A 19,477-nucleotide genomic window follows, 5' to 3' on the forward strand; every position below is an offset into this window, starting at 1 on the left:
CGCCGGCTCATTCGGTCGCGGCTGCAGCGGTGCCGCCGGCCAGCCGCGACGCGGCCAGCTGCACGGCGCGCACGATCTCGACATGCGTGCCGCAGCGGCACAGGTTGCCCGAGAGTTCGGCGCGGATGCGGGCCTCGTCGGGCTGCGGGTCGCGCGCCAGCAAGGCCGCCGCCTGCATCACCATGCCGTTCAGGCAATAGCCGCACTGCGCGGCCTGCGTGTCCTCGAAGGCCTGCTGCACGGGATGCCAGTCGCCGCGCGACCCGAGCCCTTCGAGCGTCGTGATGCTGCGCCCCGCCACGCCGTGCGCCGGGATCACGCAACTGCGCGCCGCGATGCCGTCGACCCACACGGTGCAGGCGCCGCACTGACCCAGGCCGCAGCCGTACTTCGGCCCGTTGAGGCCCAGGTCGTTGCGCAGCAGGTGGAGCAAGGACGCCTCTCGCGACACGGCGCACTCGGCCGCGCGACCGTTGACCGTGAGCGCGAGAGCGGTGGCTGCGGACACGGTCTCAGGCGCCCGGGATGTCCGTGGATCGGATGCGCCTGATCCTGGTGGCCGCGAAAAGCCCGGACGACGGTGCGGCCGGACCGAGCGCGACGCCGGCGCGAAGGAGGGTTCTGCGATGCATGGCAACGTCCTCGTCCGTGGTGATGTCAGACGGAGAGATAGGCCCGGCGAACCTCGTCGTTGGCCGCGAGGTCGGCCATCGACGCCTGGTAGCGGATCTGGCCCTTCTCCAGCACGTAGGCCCGGTCGGAGACCAGCTCGGCGAAGTGCATGTTCTGCTCCGACAGCAGGATGCTCACGCCCTGCGCCTTGAGCTCGAGGATCATGTTGGCCATCTGCTCGACGATGACGGGAGCCACGCCCTCGGACGGCTCGTCGAGCAGCACCAGGTACGGGTTGCCCATCAGCGTGCGCGCCACGGTCAGCATCTGCTGCTCGCCCCCGCTCATGCGCCCGCCGGGGCGCTGCGGCATCTCGCCGAGGTTGGGGAAGAGCTTGAACAGCCGCTCGGTGGTCCACACCGGCGCGTCGGTGCCGTCGCTCCAGCGCCGTGCGGGTTGCCTGCCGACCTCGAGGTTCTCCATCACCGTCAGGTCGGTGAACACCCGCCGGTCTTCCGGCACGAAGCCCAGGCCGAGTCGGCCCGCGACGTGCGGCTCGCTCCTGGAGATGTCCTGGCCCATGAAGTGCACCGCGCCGCGCCGCTTCGTCAACATGCCGATCAGCGCCTTGAGCGTGGTCGACTTTCCGGCGCCGTTGCGGCCCATCAGCGCGACGACCTCGCCGCGCTGCACCTTCAGGTCGACGTCGTAGAGGATCTGCGCCGCGCCGTACCAGGCGCACAGGCCCTTCGCGTCGAGCAATGTGCCCTGCGCGCTCATGAGGACGCTTCCAGGTTCACGGCCGCATTCACCTGCGCCGCCTTCCGCGCGATCTTCTCGAAGGTCTTTCCGCTGCCGAAATAGACCTCCTGCACCTTCGGGTCGTCGCGGATCTCCAGCGGCTTGCCCTGTGCGATGAGTCGTCCGCGCGCCAGCACGATCATGCGATCGGCATAGGCGAACACCACGTCCATGCTGTGCTCGGTGAAGAGCACCGCCATGCCGCGGTCGATGACCAGCTGCTTGGTCAGCGCCATGAGCGAATTGCGCTCCTTCGGCGCCATGCCGGCGGTGGGTTCGTCCATGAGCAGCAGCTTCGGGCTGTTGGCCATCGCGATGGCGAGTTCGACGCGCTTCACGTCGCCATAAGCCAACACGCTGCAGGGCCGATCGGCCTGCGCCTTCATGCCGACCTGGTCGAGCAGCGCGAGCGCGTCGTCGCGCCGATGGTCGGCGGCGCGGTGCCAGGTCGAGAACAGCTTGCCGTCGTGCGAGAGCAGCGCCATCTGCACGTTCTCGATCACGGTCAGCGAGGCGAAGGTCTCGGCGATCTGGAAGGTGCGGCCCACGCCCTGGCGCCAGATCTCGCGCGGCCTGCGGCCGACGAGTTCCTGGCCGTCGAGGAGGATCGAGCCCTGGTCGGCCTTGAGCTGCCCGTTGACCATGTTGAAGGTCGTCGACTTGCCCGCGCCGTTGGGCCCGATCAGCGCCAGCAGTTCACCGGCCGCGAGGTCGAAGGTGATGCCGTCCACGGCCTTCACGCCGCCGAACGATTTGCCCAGGTTGTGGACTTTGAGCAGGCTCATGATTTCACTCCGACACGCAGGCGCTCGGCCATCAGCTTGACGGACCCCGCGATCCCCTGCGGGAACAGCAGCACCAGCAGCAGGATGATTCCGCCGAGCATCGCGCGCCAGTAGTCGGTGTTGCGCGCCACCGTGTCGTGCAGCCACGTGAAGGTCACCGCGCCGACGACGGGCCCGGCCAGCGTCTGGATGCCACCCAGGAGCACCATCACCAGGCCGTCGACCGACTTGCCCACGCTCATGCTCTCCGGCGAGATGCTGCCTTTGGAGAACGCATACAGCGCACCCGCCATCCCGGCCGCCGTGCCGGCGATCACGAAGGCCGCCCACTGCATGCGCTTCACGTCGATGCCGATCGCGTCGGCACGCAGCACCGAATCGCGGCCCGCGCGCAGCGCATAGCCGAACGGCGAGAACAGCACGCGGCGCAGCCACAGCACGCCCGCGCCGACCAGCGCCAGCGTGAGCCAGTAATAGATCCGCTTGTCCGACAGCCACTCCGCCGGCCAGACCCCGGTCAGCCCGTTGCTGCCGCCCGTGAAGGCATCCCACTGGTAGGTGATCGCCCAGGTGATCTGCGCGAAGGCCAGCGTGAGCATCGCGAGGTAGACGCCCGACAGCCGCACCGCGAACCAGCCGTAGACGAAGGCGCCGAGGGCCGCCACCAGCGGGGCGAGCACCAGCGCGGCTTCCATCGGCAGGCCGCTCGCCCGCACCAGCAGCGCGGCCCCGTACGCACCGAGCCCGAAGTAGGCGGCATGGCCGAACGAATGCATGCCGGCCGGTCCCATGATGAAGTGCAGGCTGGCCGCGAACAGCGTGGCGATCAGCAGGTCGATCATCAGCACCGTGGTGTAGGGCGAGCCGGCCGTGAGCAGCGGCATCGCCACCAGCACCAGGCCGAACACGGCGGCGGCGATCAGGTACGGCTTGCCGGCACGGCGCAGCGGTTCCTCCTGCATGCCCACGTGGCGGCTCGGCGCCTGCGGCTTGCCGAACAGGCCCCACGGACGCCAGACCAGCACGATCGCCATCACCAGGAAGTCGACCACCAGGGTCAGCTTGGAGAACGACACGCTGTAACCGAAGACCTCCACCACGCCGAGCCAGATGCAGATCGCCTTGATCTCCGCGATCAGCAATGCGGCCGCGTAGGCGCCGGGAATCGAGCCCATGCCGCCGACCACCACCACCACGAAGGCCGAGCCGATGGTGTTCAGATCCATCTCCAGCGTGGCCGGCTCGCGCGGCAGCTGCAGCGCGCCGCCGAGCCCGGCCAGCAGCGCGCCGAGTCCGAACACCGCCGTGAAGAGCCAGGCCTGGTTGATGCCCAGCGCGCTGACCATCTCGCGGTCCTGCGTCGCGGCGCGCACCAGCGTGCCGAAGCGCGTGCGCGTGAGCAGCAGCCAGACCAGCGCCAGCACGACCGGGCCGACGACGATCAGGAACAGGTCGTAGCTCGGAAACTGGCGCCCGAGGATCTGCACCGAGCCCGACAGCCCCGGCGCGCGCGGGCCGAGCAGCTCGTCCGGCCCCCAGAGCCACAGCACCGCGTCCTTGATGACCAGCACCAGCGCGAAGGTCGCGAGCAGCTGGAACAGCTCGGGCGCCTTGTAGATGCGCCGCAGCAGCACCACCTCGATCAACGCGCCGAGCACGCCCACCCCGACCGCCGCGAGCACCAGTGCGGGCCAGAAACCCAGACCGGTGCCGAGCTTCTCGACCAGCGTGTACGCCAGGTAGATGCCCACCATGAAGAACGAGCCGTGCGCGAAGTTGACGATGCGCGTGACACCGAAGATCAGCGACAACCCCGCCGCCACGAGGAACAGCGAAGAGGCACCGGCCAGCCCGTTGAGCAGCTGGACGATGAAACCGGAAAAACTCATGGTGGCTGGGTCCGCGTGAGGCTGGCGAACGGTCAATCCGCGCTGCGCGACTTCTTCACGTCGGCGGGCGATGGCTGGAACTTCGCGCCGTCGAAGTACGTGTAGTCGACCATCACGCCGCGGCCGTTGTCGTTCTTCGTCTTCCCGACGAAGGCGCCCATCGTCGACTGATGGTCTTCGGCGCGGTAGGTGATGCGGCCGAACGGGGTGTCGACCTGCAGACCCTTGAACGCTTCGGCCAGCTTCGCGCTGTCGGTGCTCTTCGCCTTGGCGATGCCCGCTGCCGCCGACTTGATCATCGCGTAGCCGACGACCGAGCCGAGGCGCGGATAGTCCTTGTATTTGCCTTGATACGCGAGGAAGAAGGCCTTGTGCTCGGGCGTCTGGATGCCGTACCACGGGTAGCCGGTGACGATCCATCCGTTGGGCGTCTCGTCCTTGAGCGGGTCGAGGTATTCGGGCTCGCCGGTCAGCACGCTGACCACCGCGCGGTCCTTGAACAGGCCGCGCGTGTTGCCCTCGCGCACGAACTTCGACAGGTCGGCGCCGAACAGCACGTTGAAGATCGCGTCGGGCTTGGCATCGGCCAGCGCCTGCGCGACGCTGCCGGCATCGACCTTGCCCAGCGGCGGCGCCTGCTCGGCGACGAATTCCACGTCGGGTTGCGCGGCCTTCAGCAGCGTCTTGAAGGCCGCGGCGGCCGACTGGCCGTACTCGTAGTTGGGGTACACGACCGCCCAGCGCTTCGCCTTGAGCTTGACGGCTTCGGGCACCAGCATCGCAGCCTGCATGTAGGTGCCCGGACGCAGGCGGTAGGTGTAGGCGTTGCCGCCCTGCCAGGTCAGCTTGTCGGTCAGCGGTTCGCCGGCCAGGAAGAAGAACTTCTTCTGCTTGGCGAAGTCGGCCACGGCCAGCCCGGTGTTGGACAGGAACGTGCCGGTCAGCACGTCGATCTTCTCGCGCGACACCAGCTCCTCGGCCACGCGCACGGCATCGCCCGGGTTGGCGTTGTCGTCGCGCGTGATCAGCTCGACCTTCCGGCCGTCGATGCCGCCCTTGGCGTTGATCTCCACGACCGCGAGCTCCATGCCCTTCTTGTAGGGCTCGAGGAACGCGGGCTGCGCCTTGTAGCTGTTGATCTCGCCGATCTTGATCGTGCCCTGCGCGTGCGCGGGGACGAGCACGACAGCGAGCGAGGCGACCGCGGCGGCGGTGAAGACGTGACGCATGGGATTCATCGACAAACTCCTTGGAATTGCTGGGACTGGATTGAAAGGACGATGTTGCGGACGCTCAACGCAGCCCGTCTTCACCCTTGACCGCGCCATGCTGCAGGCCGCCGATGCGCGCCAGCGGACGTCCGCTGTCGGTCACCGCGACCGCGACGACGATCTCGTTGGCGCGCGGCGCATCGGACACGCGCGCTTCGATCGCGTCGAAATGGCTGCGCACGAAGGCCGCGTCCTTGTGGCCGAGCGGCACGTCGATGGCGGTCCCGAGCGTGCCGCGCTTCTTGGCCGACGGCACCAGCGCCGCGCCCTTCTCCACCGCCGTGCGCAAGGGCGCGCCGAGCTTCGGGTGCAGGATCGCCGCCGCATGCTCGAGCTCGCCGTTCTCGCCGACGATCGCGGCCTTGCCGTAGCTCTGCGCCTCGGCCGGCGCGATGCCGAGCGCCGCGACCGCCTTCTGCCCGAGCAGCGCGCCGAGCTCCTCGCCGATGGCGATCAGCGCGTCGAGGTTCTCGCTGTAGCGGCCCGCGTACGGGTTGTCGATGACGGCGATGGCGACGGCGCGGCGCGCCGGCGGCTCGATGGTCTGGCCCATTTCCTTGCGGACCTCGTCGACCTGGACGATGAGTTTGCGGATGTTGGCTGGCATGGTGTCGGTTCCTTCTTGTCGGGGATTCAGCGCAGGCCGTCCCACTTCGAAATGTTCTCGGCGAGCAGCCCGCCGACGCGCGCATGCACGCGGTAGCCGGTGCTCATCGCGAGGATGAAGACGATCTCGTCGGCGGCGGGCGCGCCGGGCACGCGCACTTCGATGGCGTCGAACTGGCCGCGCACGTAGCTGGCGTTGATGTTGGTCATCGGCACGTCGAGCGCGGCGCCGGGCGGGCCGACCTTCTTGGTCGATGGCACGATCGACAGGGCATTGCCGGGCTGGTTCTCGGCCTGGCCGGTCTTGGCCTCGCCCTTGCCTTGCGCATAGGCCGCCCGGTCGCCCTTCCAGCCGAGCAACTCGCGCATCGCGTAGCCGCCGGGCACGTGCCACAGCGCGCCGTGCTCCAGTTCGCCGGCCGCGCCGACGATGGCGCCCTTGCCGTAGCCGGCGATGCGTTCGAGCGGCACGTCAATCGCCGCGTGCAGGCGGCGTGCCATGTCGACCCCGACCGCGTCGAGCAACGTCATCATCGGCAGGATGTCGGGTTCGTAGCGCCCGGCGAACGGGTTGGTCAGCACCGCGCCGATGGCGCCGCGCACCAGCGGCGTCTCGGCGCGCGGACCGAATTCGTGATGGATGTGCTCCACATGCGTGAAGACGCGTCGTATGTCGATCATGGGAATTGAACCTCAGGCAAAACAGGCCGCATGGGCGGTCGGGTGGATCGGCGCCGCGCCGATGGCGAAGGTACACGCCGACGGTGGCTCGACCCGTCGCCACCGGCCCTGGCACACCAGCGCCACGGCCCACACGTGGCCGGCGCGCTGCAGCGCGCGCGCGCAGGCGGCGCCCGCATCGAGCGCATCGTGCACCGCGCCGGGCGAGAGCGATGGAACGTCGCGCGTCACCGGCAGGTCGCCGAGGTCACTGTCATCCTTGCATTCGCTCGCGGGGCGGCGAACGATCGCCGCGTCGTCGGTGTTCACCGCATTGGCGATCACGGTGGCGGCGGCATCGGCCTGCGCGGCGGTTGCGGCCAGCACCGTGACGCTGTCGGCGATGCCGAGCGAGAAACTGCGGCCGCGCCAGCCGCTGGTCGCGATGCCGCGCACCGGCTGCGCCGCATCGACGGTGAATTGCGCATCGGTGTCGAGCGGCGCGCCGCTGCCGATGTCGAAGCGCGCGAGGTCGGCGAACAGTCCGACGCGCGCCGAACGTCCGGGCGCGAGGTGCAGCGCGATGTCGCCACCGTTGTTGATCCAGGCGCGTTCGACGCCGGGACGTTCGTAGCAGGCCACGAGCTCCTGCGCCACCGCGCCGGCCACCGCCGCCATCGGCGTGATGAACTGCGCGCTCGCGAACGGTGCGCAGGCATGCCACATGCGGCGCGCGACCGGCCCATGCAATGCATGGCATGCCGATCCGTCCGCCGTCACCGGTCGACGCAGCAGCGCGAGTTCGCCGACCAGCGCGTCGAGCACGCCGTCGAAGCACCGCCACGCGTCGCGGTGCGCATCGGCCACGGCATCGGCGTCACCTTCCGCCGAGATCAGCACGTCGATCGGACCGTGGCTGAAGTGCCAGCGTCCATCGCCGAGGAGCGTGCGTTGCGCGCGCATGGATCAGCCCAGCATCGGCGGTTGGCCGAGCGGCCACGGATTGGCATCGTCGGCACGCTGCCACCGCAATGCGAGCGGTGCGCCGTCGTCCTGCCAGGCGCCGCGTGCGAGCGCCTGCGCGAGCGGGAACACATGGTCGACGTGGCCGCCCAGCGCGGCGTAGTCGGACAGCCGCATGCTGAACTCGATCGGCGCGACGATGGCCGGCGTCGGCACGGTGCCGAAGCTGTTGTCGGGCATGCGCATGACGTCGGCCATCACCGTGATGCCGCCACCGGGCCACACGTAGGCCGGCGCGCCGCCACAGGTCACGTTGACCAGCGCGCGCTTGATGGCGCGCGTGAGCAGCACCGGATTCTCGGTGACGCCGGCGCGCAGGCTGCCCCCGGCACCGCCGAGGAACAGCACGCTGCACAGCGACGGCTCGCAGTTCTCGCCGATGCGCTCGACGATGCGGCGCACCTCCTCGGGCATCGGCTGCTCGACCGGGCGCAGCGCTTCGTCCAGCACGTACCACTGCGCATGCTCGCCGGTGGTCGATGTCATCAGCAGGCGCAGGCCGGGCCGGGCGACACCCTCTTCCCAGCTTTCGATGATCGACAGCGGATCGGCGATGTCGGTGCCGCCCCAGCCGTCACCCGGATTGGCGACCTGGAAGTAGCGGCCCGGCGTCGACTTGCGCCCATGCATGTGGATGCCCGAGGGCGGCATGTCCAGGCAGCGGCCGGCCTGGTGCTCGGTCAGCACGCCGGTGATGTGGTCATCGACCACCACCACCTCGTCGGCCACGCCCGCGAACTGCCGCGCGAAGATGCCGACCGCCGCCGAACCGCAGCCCACGCGCATGCGCTGCTCCTCGACGCCGTTGACGATCGGCGCGCGGCCGGCCTGCACGACCAGGTTCGCGCCGCCGTCGATGGTGCATTCGACCGGCTGCTTGTTGCCAAGCTTCTGCATCAGCTCGACCGTCATGCGGCCTTCCTTCTTGCTGCCGCCGGTGAGGTGGTGCACGCCGCCGAGCGACAGCATCTGCGAGCCGTATTCGGCCGTGGTCACGTGGCCGACGACCTCGCCGCGGTAGCGCACGTTGGCCTGTTCGGCGCCGAGGAAGCGGTCGGTGTCGATCTTCACCTTGAAGCTGCAGTAGCTGAAGATGCCTTCGGTGACGACGGTGACCATGTCGACACCCCGGGCCTGCGAGCCGACGATGAACGGCGCGGGCTTGTAGTCGGGATAGGTGGTGGACGAACCGACGCCGGTGACGAAGACCCCGTCGGCATGCAGCAGGTCGCCGCGCCAGGCCGGCGCGTCGCCGTCGCGCGCCTCCTCGCCGCCGGCGCGCAGGAACGGCACCAGCGCCGGTTCATCGGCGGCGAGCTCGCGGCGCAGCAGCACGACCGGGTCGACGCGCACCAGCACACCGTCGCGGTTCGCATAGCGGTCGCAGGCGCCGGTGCGCCCGTCCGAGATCTGGCAGAGCACCGGGCAGGCATTGCACTCGACCTTGGCGACGCTCATGCGGTCGTTGCGCGGCGGTGCCTTGCCGAGGCCGATGTCGGCGTTCGGCGGCAGGTCCATCGCTGGCAATCCGTCGGTCTTGGTGTGTTCGGTCATCGTGGTTCGTCGTGGCCCATCGGTTCATCGCACCTCGCGGCACACCAGACGCCTGCAACGAACATGCCAGCATCGCCCTTGTGCGCGAATTGTCAGGTGTGTAGCATCCGCTCCACGTTCATGTGGTGTTCACTACATCGGATGCCTGCAATGTAGCGGCGCGGCCCGATGCTTGCATGGGTGTTTTCCCAGTGCGGGACATTTCCCTCACGGTCCTTTTTCCTGCGAGTCGTCCATGAGTGCATTCAACGAAGAGCGAGTTCTTTCCGTCCATCACTGGACCGACCGCCTGTTCACGTTCACCACCACGCGCGACCCGTCGCTGCGCTTCTCCAACGGCCATTTCACGATGATCGGCCTGAAGGTCAACGACAAGCCGCTGCTGCGCGCCTACAGCATCGCCAGCGCCAACTACGAGGAATACCTCGAGTTCCTGAGCATCAAGGTCGACGACGGCCCGCTGACCTCGCGGCTGCAGCACATCCAGGTCGGCGACACCGTCATCGTCGGGCGCAAACCCACGGGCACGCTGCTGATCGACTACACCCTGCCCGGCAAGCGCCTGTACCTGTTCGGCACCGGGACCGGGCTCGCACCATTCATGAGCATCATCCGCGACCCCGAGACCTACGAGAAGTTCGAGAAGGTCATCCTGGTGCATGGCGTGCGCCAGATCGACGAGCTGGCCTATCACGACCTGGTGACCGATCACCTGCCCAGGCACGAACTGCTCGGCGAGACGATCGCCAACCAGTTGCTCTACTACCCGACCGTGACGCGCGAGGATTTCCGCAACATGGGCCGCATCACCGAACTGGTCGAGAGCGGCAAGCTCACCGACGACCTCGGCCTGCCGCCCATCGACCCCGCCGAGGACCGCGTGATGCTGTGCGGCAGCCCCGGCATGCTGGTCGACCTGAAGCACATGCTCGAAGCCAAGGGGTTCAAGGAAGGCAACACCTCCACCCCCGGCGACTTCGTCGTCGAGCGCGCCTTCGCCGAAAAATGAGCCGCGTCTGATCGTGGCCAGCCGCACCGCCGCCAAGCCCCAACGCAAGACCGGCGTGCGCGAGGCGTCCGCGCAGGCCACGCGCGACGCCATCCTCAAGGCGGCCACCAAGGTGTTCGCGAAGTACGGCTACGACGGCGGCAGCGTCGAGAAGATCTCGAAGGCCGCGAATTCGGTCGACCGGATGATCTATTACTACTTCGGCAGCAAGGAAGGCCTGTTCATCGCGGTGCTCGAAGGCATCTACCAGCGCATGGACGATGCCGAGGCCGCGCTGGCCATCGACGTCGCCGAGCCGCTCGAGGCCCTGACGACGGTGATCCGCTTCGTGCTCGGCTACTACCGCAAGAACCCCGAGTTCGTCACGCTCCTGAACACCGAAAACCTGCACCAGGGCCGGCACATCTCGAAGTCGCTGCGGGCGCGCCAGTACTCGTCGCAGGCCGTGACGATCGTCGCGGACATCCTGCGCAGCGGCGCACGCCAGGGCCTGTTCCGCAGCACGCTGGTCGCACGCGATGTCTACCTGCTGATCGCCGCGACCGGCTACTTCTACACGGCCAACCGCCACACGCTCACGGCCTTTCTCGGCGAGCCGATGGCGTCGCCCGAAGCCGTCGCGCACTGGCAGGATTTCGTGATCGAGACGGTGCTGCGCACGGTGCGCGCCGACCAACCGCATCCAGAAACATCCACCCACGAGGACATCACATGGCAGAAATCGCAGCCGGCGAAAAGTCGGGCAAGGTCGTCATCCGCAACATAGGACTGCTGCTCTCGGGCGACATCGACCGACCCATCCTGGACGCCGACACCATCGTCGTGCAGGACGGGCTGATCGTCGCGGTCGGCAAGGAGAAGGACTGCGACACCGAAGGTGCGAAGACCGTCGTCGATTGCCGCCGGACCTGCGTCGCGCCGGGCCTCATCGACAGCCACGTGCATCCGGTCTTCGGCGACTGGACGCCGCGCCAGAGCCAGCTCGGCTGGATCGATTCGACGATGAACGGCGGCGTGACGACGATGATCTCAGCCGGCGAAGTGCACCTGCCCGGCCGTCCGAAGGACATCGTCGGCCTGAAGGCGCTGGCCATCACCGCGCAGCGCGCCTACGACAACTTCCGCCCGAGTGGCGTGAAGGTGCTGGCCGGCGCGCCGGTGATCGAGAAGGGCATGGTCGAGAGCGATTTCAAGGAACTGGCCGACGCGGGCGTGCGCCTGCTGGGCGAGGTCGGCCTGGGCTCGGTGAAGGCCGGCTACGAGGCCAAGGAGATGGTGGGCTGGGCGCGCAAGCACGGCATCCAGAGCACGATCCACACCGGCGGGCCGTCCATTCCGGGTTCCGGCCTGATCGACAAGGACGTGGTGCTCGAAGCCGACGCCGACATCATCGGCCACATCAACGGCGGCCATACCTCGCTGCCCGAGGCGCACGTCTGCGAGCTGTGCGAGAAATCGTCCCGCGCGATCGAGATCGTGCACAACGGCAACGAGAAGACGGCCATCGCCGCCGCCCGCGCGGCGATCGAGCTCAAATGCCCGCACCGCGTGATCCTGGGCACCGACGGCCCGGCGGGCTCCGGCGTGCAGCCGCTGGGCATCCTGCGCATGGTGGCGTTCATCTCGGCGTTCGCGGACATCCCGCCGGAGCAGGTGTTCTGCTTCGCGACCGGCAACACGGCGCGCATCCGGGCGCTCAACTGCGGGCTGATCGAGGTCGGCCGCGACGCCGACTTCGTCTTCATGGACCGTGCCCAGCATTCGCCGGCCGCCGGGTTGCTCGAAAGCGTGGCGCTGGGCGACATTCCCGGCGTCGGGATGGTGATGATCGACGGGCTGGTCCGCTGCGGCCGCAGCCGCAACACGCCGCCCGCGACCGAAGTGCCCGTAGTGGTCGCGGCGACACGCTAGCCGACGACGTCGTGACGGTGCGCGGTCGTCGACCCGTGCGCCGATGGTCGGCGAAGGGGCGCTCCCGCACCGCGCCGGACGACGCCGGGCGCCGTGTCGACGACCCTCAGGACGGCCGTGGCCGGGTCGCGCCCGCGCCCGCGCCTTCGAACTGCTGGCTGATGACCCCCAGCTGCGCTTCCAGGAATTCCAGGAACATGCCCATGGCGACCGTCGTGCTCTGGCCGCTGCGCTGGTACAGGCAGTCGTGGGACCAGGCGCCGGTGTCGGCCAGGCCCTGCCACGCCAGCACGCCGGCCGCGACGTCCTCGGCCACGTTCTCGGGGATGAGGAAGCCGATGCCGACGCCGCTGCGCACCAGGCGCCGCACCATCGCGACCGAGCTGGTCTCGACCATGGGGCGCGCCTTGCGATGTTCGCGGTGGTCGATCTGGTCGACCATCGCGCGCAGTTCGGTGTCGGGTGTCATGAGGATCAGCGGGTGGTCCAGGCAGTCGCGCAGCCGTGGCACGCGTCCCAGTGCCGTGAGCGCGTGTCCGGGTGGCGTGATCACGCCCAGCTGCTGCGGAAAGCGCCGCACCTCCTCCACGCCCGGCGGCGGCTTGCGGCGCAGGCAGAAACCGATGTCGGCCTCGCCGTTGGCCACCCACTTCAGGATGTTCTCGCCACTGCCCGAGCGCACGCCGTAGGTCACGCCGGGGTAGCGCGCCACCGCGACCCGGATGACGTCGGGCACCAGCTGCTCGGCCGAGGAGTGCGACACCGCCAGGCTGACGTGCCCCCGGCGCAGCGCGCGCAGGTCCTCGACGTGCGACAGCGCGCTGTCGAAGTCGCGCTGGCTGCGGCGCACCGCGGCCACGACGATCTCGCCGGCGCTGGTGAGCTGCATGCCCCGGGGCAGCCGGTCGAACAGCGGCGTGCCCACCTGCTCCTCCAGGTTGAGGATCTGCTGGTGCACCGCGGCGGCCGTCAGGTGGAGCGCGTCGGCGGCCTTGCGGATCGAGCCGCGTCGCGCGACCTCGTCGAAGCAGCGGAAGGACTGGGAAATGGCGGCCATCCGCGCACTGTACGGATTTTGCGAACGCGGCGTTCGAAAAAATCATGTTTTCCAGACGCCGACAAGCGCCTAGATTCGACGTTCATCGACGGCCGCAACCGTGCGGCCGTCCCACCCAGGAGCGCGTCATGACCACCACCGTCGACCAGATCACCCAACGCCGGCGCGGCGTCGGCCTCATCGCCCACGACCCGGCGGCCTCGGCCGGCGGCTACACGCTGATCGCGCCGCAGACGGCCGACGGCAACGTCTACCTCGTCGCGATGGACGGCGAGGTGGTGCATCACTGGAAGATGCCGCTGCGCGCCGGCCGCCACGCGGTCATCCTGCCCAACGGCAACATGGCCTACAACGGCAACCACGCGAACTCGCCGGACCTCTACCCGGCCTGGTCGATGTGGCACGGCGGGGATTTCTCCGAAGTGACGCCCGAGGGCGAGGTGGTCTGGCACCACGAGGACCCGGCCCACCACCACGACGCCAAGTGGCTCGCCAACGGCCACCTGCTCTACGCGGCCTGCGCCCCGGTGCCGGCCGGCTTCGCCGAGCGCGTGCCCGGCGGCACGGCGCACGGCCCGGACGAGACCATGTACGGCGACGTGATCCGCGAGGTGAACCGGGCCGGCGAGCTGGTCTGGGAATGGAAGTCCTGGGAGCACCTCGCGCCGGCCGACTTCCCGATCCACCCGGGCTTCGGCCGCTACCATTGGCCGCTGGTCAACGGCCTGGACATCGACGGCGAAGGCCGCGTGCTGATGAGCCTGCGCACCACGGCCGGCATCATCGGCGTGGACCGGGCGAGCGGCGACGTGACGCTGCACATCCCGCCGAGCGTGGTGTCGCACCAGCACGCGCCGATGGCGCTGGCCAACGGTCACATCCTCGCCTTCGACAACGGCAACTTCCGCACCGGCAGCCACGTGCCGTTCTCGCGCGTGGTCGAGATCGACCCGAAGACGCAGGCGGTCGTCTGGTCGTACGCCGACGAGATGGTCAACGCGTTCTTCACCGCCTTCATGGGCAACGCCCAGCGCCTGTGGAACGGCAACACGCACGTAACCGAGTCGGCCACCGGCCGCCTGTTCGAGGTCAATCCCGAAGGCGAGGTGGTCTGGGAATACATCCTGCCGTGGTTCGCCGAATACCCCGACGCGGCCGCCCGCAAGACCGGCCCCGGCCGCCTCAACAGCGTGTTCCAGACCTGGCGCTACCAGGCGTCGCAGCTGCCGTGGCTGGGCGCCTGAGGCGACCGGCCGCGCCTTCCTCCACGCTTCCCCCGATCGGTGTCCCCATGTCCACAGCCCTCCTTCCCGCACCCTCCCCGCGCCGGCGCCGCGCCACGCTCGCGCTCCTGCTGGCGCTGCCGCTGGCGGCCTTCGCGCAGCCGGCCGCCTGGCCCGCCGAGCCGATCACCGCCGTCGTGCCGTTCTCCGCGGGCGGCAGCGTCGACGTGGCCGCGCGCATCCTCATGCCCCGGCTGGCCGAGCGGCTGCACCAGGGCGTCGTGATCGAGAACACCGTCGGCGCCTCCGGCACGATCGCGACGCAGCGCGTCATCCGCGCGCGGCCCGACGGCTACACCCTGCTCTTCGGCGTCGCCAGTCCGGTCAGCGTCGCGCCGCTGGTCTCGCCCAACGTCTACCGGTACGACGCACTGAAGGAACTGGTGCCCGTCGTTCCGGTGGCCGCGTCGCCCTTCGTGCTCGTGGGCCGGCCCGACCTGCCGGCACGCACGGCGGCCGACCTCGTCCGGCTCGCGCGCAGCCAGCCGGGCAAGCTCAACTTCGGCACCGACGGCGTCGGCACCGGCCTGCACGTGACGGCGGAGATGATCAAGCAGCAGGCCGGGCTGGACATGGTGCACGTGCCCTACAAGTCGGGGCCGCAGGTGCTGACCGAACTCGCCGGCGGGCAGATCGACCTGGCGGTGCTGCCGGTCGCGCTGGTGCAGGCGTTCGTCCGCGACGGCAAGGTCCGCGGCTACGGCGTGACCTCGCGCCAGCGCTGGGCGACGCTGCCGGACGTGCCGAGCCTGTCGGAGACGGCCGAGTTCAAGGCGCTGGACGTCGAGGCGTGGCAGGGCCTGCTGGTGCCGGCGAAGACCGATCCGGCGATCGTGGAGCGGCTGGCGCGCGAGATGTCGGCGGTGCTGGCGGAGCCGGCCACGGTGCGCCGCCTCGCCGAGGCCGGCTTCAAGCCGATGTCGATGACGCCCGCGCAGTTCGCGGCCTACCTGGCCGACGAGCGCCGCGAACTGGCCCGCATCGTCACCTCGGCCGGGATCAAGGTCGACTGAGGCCGGCGGGCCGGCCGGCCCGGCGCGTCGCGCCGGGTCGCGTGGGACCGGCAGGAGGCGACCCGCCGGCGGCCTTTCCGCGCGCGGGAAGGCGCTTCGAGGATTCGTTCACAGACGGCGCACGGGCCCCTGCCTACACTCGGCGACCGGTCCGGCGGTCGATCGCCCGTGACGCCGCGCGCACGGCGGCGGCGCCGCAGGACCGGCTTCGATCGCCCATCGACCCGCTGGATCGAGCGGGCCCGGTACCTTCCAGCCGACCGCCTCATGACCGTACTCTGCGACACCTGCCACGCGGCCAACCGGGACCGGGCGATGTTCTGTGGCGGTTGCGCCCGCCGCCTCCAGGCGTTCGTGGCGAACGGCCCGTCGATGCTCTCGACGCTGGACGTGTCGGGCTGGAAGCGGCGCCGGGAGCCCGGCGCGCGCGCCACGAACCCGCCGGGGCCGCTGGACGAACGCGCCCGTCGCCGCGCCCGGCGGCGCCGCTGGCTGGCCGGCGCGATGCTCGCCGTCTCGGGCACGGTCATGGCCACCCTCTGGCACGCGCCTCCGCCGCCGTACACGGCGGAGCCCGACACCCGGGCGCCGGCCGGCTCGCCGGCGGACGCGCCCATCGACGACGGCGCGCGAACGGCCGTGACGGCAACGGCGCCGATGGAGGCGCCACCGACCGCCGCGCCCGCCGCCGTGGACGAGCACTCCGTCAGGACCCGCCGGCCCGGCGGCAAGCCGACGGGCACGGCCATCGAGCGGAACCCGTCTCCCAGCGCGCCGAACCCGCCACCGCCGGTCCCCTCGCGGGCCCGCCCGAGCGCCGCCGTGCTTCCGCCGGCGTCCGTCGACGCACCGGACGATCCGCGCGTGGGATGCGAGCACCTGTTCTTCGCGTTCGCCGCGCGCTGCGAAGCGAACCACTGTTCGAAGGCGGCCTACGCGGGTCACCCGCACTGCGACGCCGTGCGCGCGGAAGGCCGCAGGGACGACGCCCGGCGCGACCGGATCGCCAACTGAGCAAACGGGTCGCGACCACGGGCGGGCCCCCGGCCGCCGGCCGTCCCCGCGGCTACACCACGACCGGCGTCGCCGCACCGTCTATCGACAGCACGGCACCCGAGATGTAGCTCGCGCGGGGCGAGCAGAGGAACACCGCCGCATCGGCGATCTCCTCCGGGGTCGCCGGACGGCCCAGCGGCAGGCGCTCGCTGGTGCGGGCCAGGACCTCCTCCTTGGTGGCGCCGGTCCGGCGGGCCTCGGCGGCCAGCCCCTCGTCCATGCGGTCGGTCCGGGTGATGCCCGGATTGAGGGCGTTGACCCGCACGCCCCGGCCGCCGTAGGCCGCCGCCAGCCCGACGCTCGCGAGCATCAGGGCCGCGTTGGCGGCACCGCCGGCGAGGTGCGTCGGCGTGGCCATCTTGCCGCCCATCCCGACGATGTTGAGGATCGCCCCCCGACCGCGCGCGGCCATGGCCTTGACGACGGGGTCGATGACGTGGATGTAGGTGAAATATTTGGCGTCCATGCCGTCGTGCCAGTGCTGGGGCGTCAATTCGTCCGGTGCGGTGCGTCGGGCGGCGCCGGCCGAATTGACCAGGACGTCGAGGGGCCCGAAATCCACTTCCGCCCGCGTCACCGCGGCGGCCGCGTCGTCCGCCCGCGTCAGGTCGGCGGCGACCGCCTGGACGCGCGAGGCCGGAAACGCGTCCCGCAGCCGGCCGCACTCGGCCTGCAGGCGCGCCGCGTCGCGGGCCACCAGCGTGACGTTCGCGCCCTCTTCGAGAAACGCCCGGGCGCAGGCGAGGCCGATCCCCTTGCTGCCGCCGGTGATGAGCACGTGTCGATTCTTGAGTTGCAGGTCCATGACGAGTGAAGTGGGTGGGATGCGTGGAGGAAACCGGCCGCCGCGGGCGACCGCCTAGCCGCCATGGTCGCGCATCCAGCGCCACAGCGTCGAACGGCTCACCCCGAGCTGGCGCGCCGCGACCAGGCGATTGCCCTGCCCGGCCGCCAGCGCGGCGTTCACGCGCGCCGCGCTCAGACGCCCCGCCCCGGGTGCGTCGGGCGCGCCGGGCGCGCCGGGCGCCGAGAGTTCCGGCAGCTCCTGCAGCAGGTCGTCATGGGGCACGTCCTCCAGCCGGTCGAACTGGACCAGGAACACCGCGATGCGCTCGCTGAGGTTCTCCAGCTCGCGCACGTTGCCCGGCCAGGCGTGAGCGAGTATGCGCGCCTGCAATGGCGCCAGGGCGCGCACCGGGTCGAGACCGCAGTCCAGCCGCCGCAGGCATGCGCCAAGCAGCCGTTGCGCCAGGGGCACGATGTCTTCGGGCCGCTCGCGCAGGGCCGGCAGCGGCAGGCGCAGCGTGTTGAGGCGGTAGAAGAGGTCCTGGCGGAAGCGCCGCTGCGCGATCAGGTCGGCCAGCGACCGGTGGGTGGCCGCGATCACTCGCACGTCGACCGGAATGGCCGCGGTCGCGCCGAGCCGGGTGATCTCGCGCTCCTGCAGCACCCGCAGCAGCCGCGTCTGCAGCGGCATCGGCATGTCGCCGATCTCGTCGAGGAACAGCGTGCCGGTGTGGGCGGTCTCGAACAGGCCGGGTCTGCCGCCGCGACGCGCGCCGGTGAAGGCGCCTTCCTCGTGGCCGAACAACTCGCTCTCCAGCAGCGACTCGGCGAAGGAGGCGCAATTGACCGCCACGAACGGCCGGCCCGCCCGTGCGCTCTCGTTGTGGATCGATTGGGCGAAGAGTTCCTTGCCGACACCGCTCTCGCCCATGATCAGCACCGTGAGGTCCGTGCGCGCGTAACGCCGGGCGGTCCGCACCGCGCGCAGGAACACCGGGCTCGCGCCGACCAGTTCGCCGAAACGGTGGCGCGCGGTGCCCTGGCGCCGACGCTGCTGGATCCGCAGGCGGGTGTCCGCCTCCTGGATGGAGCGGGCGTCGTAGAGCGTCAGGGCGGCACCGACGATCCCCCCGCGCTCGCGGATCGGCGTGCGGTTCACGACCCAGTCGCGTCCGGCGAAACGCTGCACCACGCCGCGCTCGACCCGGCCGTCGTCCAGCGTCGGCTGCAGCGAGAGTTCGGGCTCGATCGCCGCGAGCGACCGGCCGAGGAGCTGCGCGTGCGCCGGGCCGAGCAGTTGCTGCATGGGCGGATTGACGGCGATGACGCGGTCGTCGCGGTCGACGGCCAGCACCGCCTCCTGCAGGTTGTGCAGCACCCCGTTGAGCTGCTCGTAGCGTCCCGCCTCGAGCCTCGCCACGCGGGCGAGTTCGATCGCGTCCTCGAAGCCCTTGCGCACGCTGGCGAGCGAATAGGCCAGCAACCCCTGCAGACCGGCCTGCTCGGCCAGTTCCACCACCAGGCTCGAGCCGACGATCACCTCGAAGCCGTCGTGGCGCAGGCGCTCGAAGCGCTGGCGGGCGTCCTCGGGCGTGCGGTAGGCGTATTGCGTCACCTCGATGTTGAGCAGTTCCTTCACCTCGTCGAGCTCCGGAATGGTCTGTCCGTACATCACGACCCCCACCCGGTTGGCGAGGCGCCGCGCCCGGATCAGCGCCTGGAGCAGGTCGAAGCCGCTCAGCAGGATCGTCGCCACCGGTGCCTCGAGCCCCGCCCGCAGGATGCTGGCGTTGGAGCCGGCGCTCACGAAGGCGTCGACCTCGCCGCGCGCGAGGCGATCGCGCGCCAGCGCCAAGGCGTCGCCGAACGTGCCGTCCACGACCTCGATGCGCGCGCGTCCCGCGTACTCGGCCACCACCGGCAGGGCGAATTCGCGGATGCGGCGGTAGCTCATGAAGCACAGCCGTGGCAGTTCGCCCGGGCGCGACGGCGGGGCGGATGGGGGCGGGGCGACGGGTTCGATCACGATGCGTCATTGAAACACGGATGCGTCGCAAGAACGTTTCAATGAAACGTCCGAAGGGTGGCCAGGAAATCGATTTTCCTTACGGATCAATGACTTGGCCGTGTCGCGGCGTTTGGCACGTGTCCTGCGATGTCA

18 protein-coding genes are annotated in these 19,477 nt (G+C 70.1%); 6 read left to right on the plus strand and 12 right to left on the minus strand.

Features of this window, described 5'->3' with window-relative positions; all coding sequences use genetic code 11:
• Positions 1–7: 7 nt before the first annotated feature.
• The 9 genes from NF681_19185 to NF681_19225 form a co-directional block, all read right to left on the minus strand.
• Positions 8–451: a (2Fe-2S)-binding protein gene (locus NF681_19185; protein ID UST56012.1), complete on the minus strand. Its 444-nt coding sequence runs from the start codon at positions 449–451 to the stop codon at positions 8–10.
• A 206-nt stretch (positions 452–657) separates the two neighbouring features.
• Complete coding sequence (locus tag NF681_19190; GenBank protein ID UST55993.1) at positions 658–1,392, minus strand: ABC transporter ATP-binding protein; 735 nt, start codon at positions 1,390–1,392, stop codon at positions 658–660.
• Positions 1,389–2,198 carry an ABC transporter ATP-binding protein gene (locus tag NF681_19195; protein ID UST55994.1) on the minus strand — a complete coding sequence of 270 codons (810 nt, stop codon included), beginning with the start codon at positions 2,196–2,198 and terminating at the stop codon, positions 1,389–1,391. Before NF681_19195 ends, NF681_19190 begins: the two co-directional genes overlap by 4 nt.
• Entirely contained in the window at positions 2,195–4,087 is a 1,893-nt protein-coding gene (locus NF681_19200) for an ABC transporter permease (GenBank protein ID UST55995.1), read from the minus strand. Before NF681_19200 ends, NF681_19195 begins: the two co-directional genes overlap by 4 nt.
• Before the next feature lie 32 nt (positions 4,088–4,119).
• A complete protein-coding gene (locus NF681_19205; protein ID UST55996.1) occupies positions 4,120–5,325 on the minus strand; it encodes an ABC transporter substrate-binding protein in 1,206 nt (401 codons plus the stop codon).
• A 55-nt stretch (positions 5,326–5,380) separates the two neighbouring features.
• Entirely contained in the window at positions 5,381–5,965 is a 585-nt protein-coding gene (locus tag NF681_19210) for an amino acid synthesis family protein (GenBank protein ID UST55997.1), read from the minus strand.
• Between the two features lie 26 nt (positions 5,966–5,991).
• On the minus strand, positions 5,992–6,645 hold the full coding sequence (locus tag NF681_19215) for an amino acid synthesis family protein (protein ID UST55998.1): 654 nt from the start codon (positions 6,643–6,645) through the stop codon (positions 5,992–5,994).
• A 12-nt stretch (positions 6,646–6,657) separates the two neighbouring features.
• On the minus strand, positions 6,658–7,587 hold the full coding sequence (locus NF681_19220; protein UST55999.1) for a UPF0280 family protein: 930 nt from the start codon (positions 7,585–7,587) through the stop codon (positions 6,658–6,660).
• Between the two features lie 3 nt (positions 7,588–7,590).
• Positions 7,591–9,201 carry a 6-hydroxynicotinate reductase gene (locus NF681_19225; protein ID UST56000.1) on the minus strand — a complete coding sequence of 537 codons (1,611 nt, stop codon included), beginning with the start codon at positions 9,199–9,201 and terminating at the stop codon, positions 7,591–7,593.
• Between the two features lie 235 nt (positions 9,202–9,436).
• Here NF681_19225 and NF681_19230 point away from each other — a divergent pair, with 235 nt between their 5' ends.
• The 3 genes from NF681_19230 to NF681_19240 are packed head-to-tail and all read left to right on the plus strand — an operon-like array spanning position 9,437 to position 12,121.
• Positions 9,437–10,210: a ferredoxin--NADP reductase gene (locus NF681_19230; GenBank protein ID UST56001.1), complete on the plus strand. Its 774-nt coding sequence runs from the start codon at positions 9,437–9,439 to the stop codon at positions 10,208–10,210.
• A 10-nt stretch (positions 10,211–10,220) separates the two neighbouring features.
• The gene (locus tag NF681_19235; GenBank protein ID UST56013.1) at positions 10,221–10,976 is read left to right on the plus strand and encodes a TetR family transcriptional regulator; all 756 of its coding nucleotides are present in this window, start codon (positions 10,221–10,223) and stop codon (positions 10,974–10,976) included.
• Complete coding sequence (locus tag NF681_19240) at positions 10,922–12,121, plus strand: amidohydrolase family protein (protein ID UST56002.1); 1,200 nt, start codon at positions 10,922–10,924, stop codon at positions 12,119–12,121. Before NF681_19235 ends, NF681_19240 begins: the two co-directional genes overlap by 55 nt.
• Before the next feature lie 106 nt (positions 12,122–12,227).
• On the opposite strand, the gene NF681_19245 is transcribed toward NF681_19240, so the two are convergent.
• Positions 12,228–13,178, minus strand: a complete 951-nt coding sequence (locus NF681_19245; GenBank protein ID UST56003.1) for a LysR family transcriptional regulator — start codon at positions 13,176–13,178, stop codon at positions 12,228–12,230.
• 128 nt (positions 13,179–13,306) lie between these two features.
• On the opposite strand from NF681_19245, the gene NF681_19250 reads away from it, so the two are divergent.
• The 3 genes from NF681_19250 (at position 13,307) to NF681_19260 (ending at position 16,488) form a co-directional block, all read left to right on the plus strand.
• Entirely contained in the window at positions 13,307–14,422 is a 1,116-nt protein-coding gene (locus tag NF681_19250; GenBank protein ID UST56004.1) for an aryl-sulfate sulfotransferase, read from the plus strand.
• 47 nt (positions 14,423–14,469) lie between these two features.
• Positions 14,470–15,474 (plus strand): tripartite tricarboxylate transporter substrate binding protein, encoded by a 1,005-nt coding sequence (locus NF681_19255; GenBank protein ID UST55883.1) that lies wholly within the window; start codon positions 14,470–14,472, stop codon positions 15,472–15,474.
• Between the two features lie 267 nt (positions 15,475–15,741).
• Positions 15,742–16,488, plus strand: coding sequence for a hypothetical protein (locus tag NF681_19260; GenBank protein UST55884.1), 747 nt, complete (start codon positions 15,742–15,744; stop codon positions 16,486–16,488).
• Between the two features lie 52 nt (positions 16,489–16,540).
• Here NF681_19260 and NF681_19265 read toward each other — a convergent pair whose 3' ends face one another.
• Positions 16,541–17,335: an SDR family oxidoreductase gene (locus NF681_19265; GenBank protein UST55885.1), complete on the minus strand. Its 795-nt coding sequence runs from the start codon at positions 17,333–17,335 to the stop codon at positions 16,541–16,543.
• 54 nt (positions 17,336–17,389) lie between these two features.
• Entirely contained in the window at positions 17,390–19,270 is a 1,881-nt protein-coding gene (gene prpR, locus NF681_19270; GenBank protein ID UST56014.1) for a propionate catabolism operon regulatory protein PrpR, read from the minus strand.
• Positions 19,271–19,477 lie beyond the last annotated feature (207 nt).

The organism is Comamonadaceae bacterium OTU4NAUVB1, assembly GCA_024372625.1.
Taxonomy (GTDB): Bacteria; Pseudomonadota; Gammaproteobacteria; order Burkholderiales; family Burkholderiaceae_C; genus Variovorax.